8 protein-coding genes are annotated in these 7535 nt (G+C 37.5%); 3 read left to right on the top strand and 5 right to left on the bottom strand.

The window, feature by feature from the left end; all coding sequences use genetic code 11:
* The 3 genes from IGI88_RS18385 to IGI88_RS18395 form a co-directional block, all read right to left on the bottom strand.
* Positions 1–257 (bottom strand): hypothetical protein (locus IGI88_RS18385; RefSeq protein WP_429969557.1); only part of this gene is annotated, 257 nt, incomplete at its 3' end.
* A gap of 158 nt (positions 258–415) precedes the next feature.
* Positions 416–1009 carry a hypothetical protein gene (locus IGI88_RS18390; RefSeq protein ID WP_429960989.1) on the bottom strand — a complete coding sequence of 198 codons (594 nt, stop codon included), beginning with the start codon at positions 1007–1009 and terminating at the stop codon, positions 416–418.
* A gap of 263 nt (positions 1010–1272) precedes the next feature.
* Complete coding sequence (locus IGI88_RS18395) at positions 1273–2199, bottom strand: replication initiation protein (RefSeq protein WP_016611712.1); 927 nt, start codon at positions 2197–2199, stop codon at positions 1273–1275.
* Between the two features lie 682 nt (positions 2200–2881).
* Between IGI88_RS18395 and IGI88_RS18400 the strand changes: the two genes are divergently transcribed.
* Complete coding sequence (locus tag IGI88_RS18400) at positions 2882–2968, top strand: type I toxin-antitoxin system Fst family toxin (RefSeq protein WP_139223956.1); 87 nt, start codon at positions 2882–2884, stop codon at positions 2966–2968.
* A 2019-nt stretch (positions 2969–4987) separates the two neighbouring features.
* On the opposite strand, the gene IGI88_RS18405 is transcribed toward IGI88_RS18400, so the two are convergent.
* Positions 4988–5473 (bottom strand): hypothetical protein, encoded by a 486-nt coding sequence (locus IGI88_RS18405; RefSeq protein WP_429960991.1) that lies wholly within the window; start codon positions 5471–5473, stop codon positions 4988–4990.
* Between the two features lie 193 nt (positions 5474–5666).
* On the opposite strand from IGI88_RS18405, the gene IGI88_RS18410 reads away from it, so the two are divergent.
* Positions 5667–6281, top strand: a complete 615-nt coding sequence (locus IGI88_RS18410; RefSeq protein WP_074935013.1) for a helix-turn-helix domain-containing protein — start codon at positions 5667–5669, stop codon at positions 6279–6281.
* 128 nt (positions 6282–6409) lie between these two features.
* Here the strand turns inward: IGI88_RS18410 and IGI88_RS18415 are convergent, their stop codons facing one another.
* Positions 6410–6748, bottom strand: a complete 339-nt coding sequence (locus IGI88_RS18415) for a hypothetical protein (RefSeq protein ID WP_074935015.1) — start codon at positions 6746–6748, stop codon at positions 6410–6412.
* A 173-nt stretch (positions 6749–6921) separates the two neighbouring features.
* On the opposite strand from IGI88_RS18415, the gene IGI88_RS18420 reads away from it, so the two are divergent.
* Positions 6922–7320 (top strand): helix-turn-helix transcriptional regulator, encoded by a 399-nt coding sequence (locus IGI88_RS18420; protein ID WP_074935017.1) that lies wholly within the window; start codon positions 6922–6924, stop codon positions 7318–7320.
* Positions 7321–7535 lie beyond the last annotated feature (215 nt).

Consider the following 7535-nt stretch of genomic DNA (forward strand, 5'->3'; position numbering starts at 1 on the left):
GCAAGAAAAGCAAAATGTTGCTTTTCTAACAAGCGTAAAATGCAGCGCACTTGATCTGCTGTTTTGTTGGACGCAATGGCTAGGCATTCCACAAAGTCAGCTGGCAAGGAGAAAACGGAACGATTCGTTGTCTGCCAACCAGTGACGATCGTGGGATCAAATTCATACTGTCGACAAAAATCCCCCACCGATAAGCCTAAGTGACCGACAATATAGGCATGAATTGGGTAGCTGGCAACATAGGGAGATAATGACATATTGTACGGATCCTTTCACTTCGGAATATGGGGCATTCAAATAAGGGGGCAACGTTCGGAAAAATCACACGGTTCCGGGCGAAATCCGGCGCCTGCAGGCGCATCGATCCTACGATAAACCGAAAATTCCTTGACCAGGAAGGCGACGTTTGTTCGTATTACGATTCTTTGCGAAAAAAATGCCACCACTTCTTGTTCTTACGGGCACGATCGTCCATATATTTCTTGACTCCCTCAGAATTATAGAAAACACCTGTCTCCTTGACCACTTCCTCCGGTGTCTTGTGCGCCGTTTGGTTCGTCGGGGGCTCTTGCTCTGTCTGTTCTTCTGAAAAAGCTGTCAGGCGCTTCTGTGCCTCCATACGTTCGATCTGTTTGTTTGCCTGCAGGGTGAGTTGTTGTTGCTGATCAATTAGTTTTTGTTGCTGCGCAAGCAACGCTTGTAATTGTTCGATTTGAGCATCTTTTTGTTTCAACTGTGCAAGCAACTCGGTTGTCAGTGTCAAATCACTTTGTATATCAGGACTTTCTTGTTGTTGGGTTGTCTCTTGAAACAACTCAGGTTGTCCGAGCTTGTCAGCAAGTTGCAACACGCCTGACCATAGTACTGTCTTGTATCCGTGGCTATTTTTGGCAAGGTAGGTTGTCTCAAGGTTGTCAACATGTTTCCTCATAGCTTGTCTGCTTATGCCGAATAACTCAGATAATTCCTTTATTGTCAGCATTTCTTTGGGTTGTCTATCGGTTGTCACTAGGGTTGTCACCACCTTGTTTTTGTCTTTAGTATACACGAGTTAAGCTGTATTTAAACGCTTCAGAAAAACTCCTTGCGTAAAAGTGCCGTCAGTTAGTGGCAAATGTGTGGCAGACTGACGGCAATGTGGTGTCAAAAATGATTTTAGCAGTCCCAGACGAATCGCCCAGCACTGCTGGGATCTCATGGATATGGGACCAGATTTCCCTTATGCTCTTCCAAGTAATACCGCTTGGAACGTACGTATGATCGTGGGTAGATTTACTCAAACATGGTAGACAGATCTCCTAGCAATGCTTGTTGATTTAATTGCTCTTGCTGGTGGCGGAGTTCGGCTGCTAAGTGGGCTTTGGCATCTGCTTCATGGGTACCTAAACGCAGACCTAATGCGCGATCCTTGGCACGCCATTTTTCTTCTTGGGTAAGTTCTCCGTTATGCTCAATATTAAAAAGTTTGGTGCGGAGTTCGGCTTGTTTTCCTTTTGAGAAATGGTCTTCATCGTTCTTTTCAGCTTTCCAAGTAAAACGATAGCCTATGACAGGTTTTCCACGTCCTTTCCCATATTTCTTTCGGATAGTAAGGCCTTTAAACAAAGGAGTGAGTTCTTCTTTGATTGGTTTAAGTACGGTACGATCAATTTCACCTAAATTCTTTTGATAACTCTTGGGAATGTCCATTAGTTCAAAAAAATCTTCTCTCGTAAATTCTGCCCATCCTTGAGTACGAAATTGTTTTAACAAGCGAAATGCAGTTTTTGCATATCCACTTTTTAATTCACGAAATTCTGTCAAAGAGTAGCGAACCCAGGTATCTAAATTATTCAACAAGGGTAATGCCATTTCATGTACTTGTACATCTACATAAGGAATATCATCTTCGCCGTTAATGTCGAACTGAGTAAACATGACAAACATTTGTCTTCGTTTACCAGACTTTGACACCTTACTAAAAGCTAGACCCAATAGTTTTTGATAAGTATCCTGTATATCGTCTAAAAACCGTTTATTAGCAGTAGGTTTGTAATTACTTAGCTCTTTAAGTTGATCAAATGAAAAGCGAACCACTTGATCTTCTTTATCTCTCATTCTAGAAACAATAGAAAAAAATAGATTCATTTCTACAGGGGAAAAATGTTTAAGTGGGATTGTATTCAATTCAGCATCGTATTTAATCAATTCATTAGCCATAAAATCACCTCAATAATAATGATAAATTATCTAATGGATTAATTCAATGGAGTACATAAAATAAAATCCATATATAAGCAGACAATCATCCATATATAAACAGACAATTCTCCATATATAAACAGACAATTCTCCATATATAAACAGACAATTCTCCATACATAAAACGCTACATTGATTGGGGCAGTAAGGATAGAGCCGACTTAAAAGAGGTTTAAAAGAGGTTTAAAAAGAGATATAAAAAAGGTCGCTGACATTTTCCCGCCTAAATATACAATGTTTTTTTGAGTATCCAGGTTCGCGAATCATATAAAGTAATTTAAGATCTAAAACAAAAAAGGAGTGATCGCTACGCTCTCACATTAAACTTGCAGCGTTCACTTTGTTCACTCGCTAAAATCAAAACAGAAAATCAGGAAGACTTTTGGCAGGCTCTGGCTGCTCGTATAAGCCCACCTAAGACATTTTAAGCTGTTACAGATAATCTTTGTTAAAAAGCGCCTTACAGGCGGTCAGGGCAAGCCCTAACAACCCCTAAACAACACGTGGGACAAGATTTTTATTCTGAGGGGCACATTTTTAGAGGTAGACTGCTATATTACAAAATACAATGATCAAAATAATCGATAGGGCGGTTATGCTATACTCATTTATGGCAACTGCCCCGAGAGGGGGTGTAAATATGTTTGAGACCTTGATATCGCTGATTATCGCACCACTTCTTGTGGGGATAGTATTACTACTATTTGATCGCTGGCTAGACGATTAGCCGATAATCGAAGCAGTTGCCTTCTGGCACCAACGCTGAGTCGCAACAGCGCAAAAAAAAGCCCTCCTATTCGCAGTAGGAGGGCTTTTTGGTGTAAATATGCTTTGTCCTTGATATCACTTCGCACGTTTATTTTAGCATAAATAGGATTTTAAGTCACCTTTTGCTCTTTCTAATAAGATTGATTTTAACCAAAAACTTTACACTAGCAGCCGTTGTCCAATTTGGGATCAGGGTACGCCCGAAAGTTGATTCAAATCAAAAAGAAGTTGACGCAAAAAACAAATTCTGTGCCGACTTCTTTTTTGATTTTTTTAGCGAGTGTCTATACACTCGCTATGCTTGCCAGAGGCAAGATATCTAACTTATTCCGTACACAAAACGTCTCAGAAACGTTCTGATAGCGCCTGAGGATCGTTCAACTATTATTTATCATTCACGATTCAAAACGTCTCAGAAACGTTCTGAGGACGTCTGAACGCCATCGAGTTTCATGACCAACTCATGCAATCGATCGACTGAAAACAAATTTTTTATCACAAATTTTGGGAATAGGGTGGGAATAAGTTGGGAACAAGGCGGGAATAGAGTGGGAACCGTCCATGCTTTAAAATTACATTTTTTTGTCAAAAGGGTGTCAATGACCCGTCAATCAGATGTCAACAAATTGTCAATCCATCACAAAAATAAACAACAATTTTTGGAATAGGTTTGGAATAGCCTTGGAATAGATTTGGAACGACCTCGTTTTTTTATAACTATTTTTGTTACTAGGGTGCGAATAGGGTGTTAATAGCCTGCAAATAGGGTGAGAATGCTACGCAAAAATAAATAACTAATTTTGATAATCCACGGATATTCCTACGAGAAACCAGCGATAATCCGGCGAGAATAACTAAAAGGAAGACAACCTCTAAAAACCCGAGTGGGGCGGGGCAAAAATAACACTTTTTCTGGCGAAAATTGTTGACCATTTACGGATAACATAGTGAAATCACTAGTTTTCCGTAAATGGTCAACAATCCAGTAACATTTTTGCCCCGCCCCACTCGAAGAACTTGCAGAAATTAAAATAAAAAAATCGCCTTCAGAAACTGAAGACGACCCCACAAAAAATTATTTAACGTACAAATGGTATCATTGTTGCACGAACTCCCCCAAGTATCATGCTACAAAATCATCATAACAAGATTTTGGAATCAATCCTAATCAACTTTTGCATCGATACATGAAATTAATTACAGGCTCGTTGAGGTATCAGAAAATAAAAAAATCACCTACAAAAAATCTGCAGGCGAAATCATAACGGTGTGCAATGTCCAAATCTATGCTAATAAATTTTTGATCAACAACACAACCAGCGATCGATAAATAAAAAATGATCACTGCCGAAAATCCGACAGTGACCGATACAAAGATTTCTAAAAATATTTCCAGTAGGTACTCCCAGATTATCAAGCTTGAAAAATGAATGCAACGATTTTTTGAAATGTCTTACAGTGTCTTTTTTTCTTTTGCGAGCATAGTAACATATCCCCATGTTATAGATTTTTGGGCGTAGCCCAATCCCATGTTTCAAAAAAATTCCTCGAGCGAAGCGAAAAGGTATTTTTCTTGAAAGAGCATAAGGGAAATCTGTGCCCACATTCGTGTTCAGCCCAGTAGTACTGGGCGATTTGCTTGGGTACAGATAACAAGCGTTTGACGCCACATTTGCGTCAACTTGCCACACCTCGGCCACCTGTTTGCCACCACATTGCCACACGTTTCCGTCGGGTTGCCGTCACGAAACCGTCGCTTTGACGGTAAATAAAAATAGGTTATAACTTCCTGATTTTATACAATTCTTACCAAAAAGTGGGTACCCATCATTCTGTCTGTGGCAAGCATAGCAAGTGGGTACCCACTTGTCAAAAAAAGAGAAAAAGCCAGGCAATAAGTTTGCCCGACTTTTTCTCTTTTCTATTGGGGTAAACCCCAAACCCCTATGTTTTAATTCAAAGTTTAATAAACTGTGAATTATTTAACATAACCTTCGAAAACGTAATCTTTTGTACTGTAAAATTCAAAATAAAATTTTGAATTTTTATCTGTCATTTTTAAACTACTAGATACTTTTTCACGAGATTTTACAAAATGCGTCTTCAAGACAGCTCCATTAGCGGAATTTCTCATTCTAATTTCTAATGTTCCTGAACCTTGGTTATAAAAATAATAATTATAACTGTTTTTTCCGTAACAATTATAATTTGAGAATAAATAATATTTTCCTCTGTAAGATCCAGACATATTATATTGACCGTTAGCTATATTCTTATTTGCTGTTGGTTTATTTGGTCCTCGACTGAATTCGTTGGAAGTACTTGGGAACAAACCTTCTAAAAATTCAGTCGTTTGCTCTTGGACAATTGAATCGTTTGTATCTGCATAAGCATATGTTATTGCAGATTGAGATAAAACTGTGGCGGATATGAGGGTTACTAAAAAAAATGAAATTTTTTTCAAATAAATGCACTCCTTTAGTATTTTTTGTGTAATTCGTAAATAAAACTAATAAATTTTTCAGTGCTTGTCTTGAGCAAATAAACGAAAACATCAAATGTCACAACGTGTGGCACTGGGAAATGATCAATTGTCTATTCTTCACGCAACATTTTCTTTTTTTCTATGATTTAATAGCAATAGATTGGAGGGTATTATGGAATTTCATCGAGTTTTAAAAGAAAAAAGAAAAGAGTTTGGTTTAACACAAGAAGAGTTGGCGGAAAAATTACAAGTAAGTCGATCAGCAATATCAAACTGGGAAATTGGAAGAAACTACCCTGATATTCAAACATTGATATCTCTTGCTAAGACATTTAATGTGTCTTTAGATTATCTGCTGAATGAAGATTTAGAGATTGCCAAATCCCTAGATTTAGATATAAAGAAAAAAAAGCAATTTAAGTTAGCAACAATCTACTTATCATTATTGCTTTTGTGCGCTAGTCTGTTCGCAGGTTATTTGTGGCTCACTCGTGATCCAGCGATTGAATATGTTAAAGAAACTATCTCGTCAGATACAGAAATAGTGCCTTTCCGAAAAGGTGAAATCAAGAATGCATATATCGAAGATCAAACTTTATTGATTGTTTTAGACACGCCAACACAAATTGTTGGCTATTATGTAGAAATGTCCGATAACGAACTTTCTGTTAATTTGTATAAGCAAAAAGATATAACAGAAGAAAAAGGAATTCCATTTGACGGTGTAATAAGAATTGATTTAAAAGAATACTCAAAAATTAGGAATATAAAAATTAGTTATGAATAGTATGTAAGTCTGTAAATCTTCCTAGGTAATCTAGTATGGGATATTAATAACATATCAATTTTTAGTTGCGTGAAATGTCAATAAAAAAACTGCCTCTATTATCAAATAGAGGCAGTTTTTTTTAGAAATTAAACACCAAATACTACGGTCTCGTGTCCTGAATTTTTAGTAGTATGAGCATAGGCATACTTTACAGCAGTATTATAAAGAGCGTGCCAGTTGCTAACATAGCCACAAGTTTTACATTTCCATTGGAACCCCATTCTTGGAGCAATCTCCTCATAACCTTCAGATACTGGGGCTAACGGGATTGCGGTATCTAATAGGGAAGAATCGATAAGATCTTCTTTGTGAACATGAGTCTCAATATGTTCGTGATCATCGACTACTTCAGAAGCTTGAACGGGAAGTGCTAAACTTCCTGCCAAAAATAAAGATAATATGCCTAATGAAACTTTTTTTAACATGATAAAAATTCCTCCTTGCTTGTGATATAGTTAAAAATATCACAATTCGTAAAAGAAAAAAGTAAAATAGACAAAAAAAGGGTGACAGAAAACGTATCGTTGATTTAACAAGGATTGCTACAATTCCAAGCTTGAGTAAAATAGAAAAAAAAAGATAATGAAGGAGAACTACAATGTCTGTTGGTGAAAAAATAAAAAACAAACGAAACGAAAAAAATTATACGCAGGAAGATTTAGCGAATTTACTGCATGTCTCACGATCGACCATCTCCAGTTGGGAGGTCGGAAGAACATATCCTGATTTAGATACAGTTGTAAAGATAAGCGATCTTTTAGGTATAACTTTAGACGAACTTTTGAAGGAGGATAAAGTAATGACACGAAGTATTTCAAATAAGATCCGAAATAATAAGTACTACAAAGTGACGATTATTGTGTTACTTGTGGCTCTTGTCGCTAGTATTATCGGAATGTATATGTACAACAGATCCCTAGATCCTTATAGGGAATGGTATCAAGATCACGTAACGAGTGAATCACGATCATCCAATAGAATAGAACCCAGAGGTTAATGCACGTGTTATTTCTTCCCCAAGTTAACATAATCTCGATTAACACAAGACGCCCGTCAATCAAGCGATTGACGGGCGTTCTTTGTGATTTTACATTGGTATAGCTATTTTGGGAGCCTAAAACGTCGGTAAATCAAGCTTCTTCTCTTTGGGGCTTTTGTGAAGAAACCGGGGGGGCGAGTTGGAACGGTGTTATGTTCCACGTTGGACTTGTC

This window comes from Enterococcus sp. AZ179, assembly GCF_050498885.1.
Taxonomy (GTDB): domain Bacteria; phylum Bacillota; class Bacilli; order Lactobacillales; family Enterococcaceae; genus Enterococcus_D; species Enterococcus_D entomosocium.

Excerpts from the sequence above, each read along its gene's own strand:
- IGI88_RS18395 (WP_016611712.1), bottom strand. The coding sequence starts at position 2,199 with ATGGCTAATGAATTGATTAAATACGATGCTGAATTGAATACAATCCCA.
- IGI88_RS18410 (WP_074935013.1), top strand. The coding sequence starts at position 5,667 with ATGGAATTTCATCGAGTTTTAAAAGAAAAAAGAAAAGAGTTTGGTTTA.
- IGI88_RS18415 (WP_074935015.1), bottom strand. The coding sequence starts at position 6,748 with ATGTTAAAAAAAGTTTCATTAGGCATATTATCTTTATTTTTGGCAGGA.
- IGI88_RS18420 (WP_074935017.1), top strand. The coding sequence starts at position 6,922 with ATGTCTGTTGGTGAAAAAATAAAAAACAAACGAAACGAAAAAAATTAT.
- IGI88_RS18400 (WP_139223956.1), top strand. The coding sequence starts at position 2,882 with ATGTTTGAGACCTTGATATCGCTGATTATCGCACCACTTCTTGTGGGG.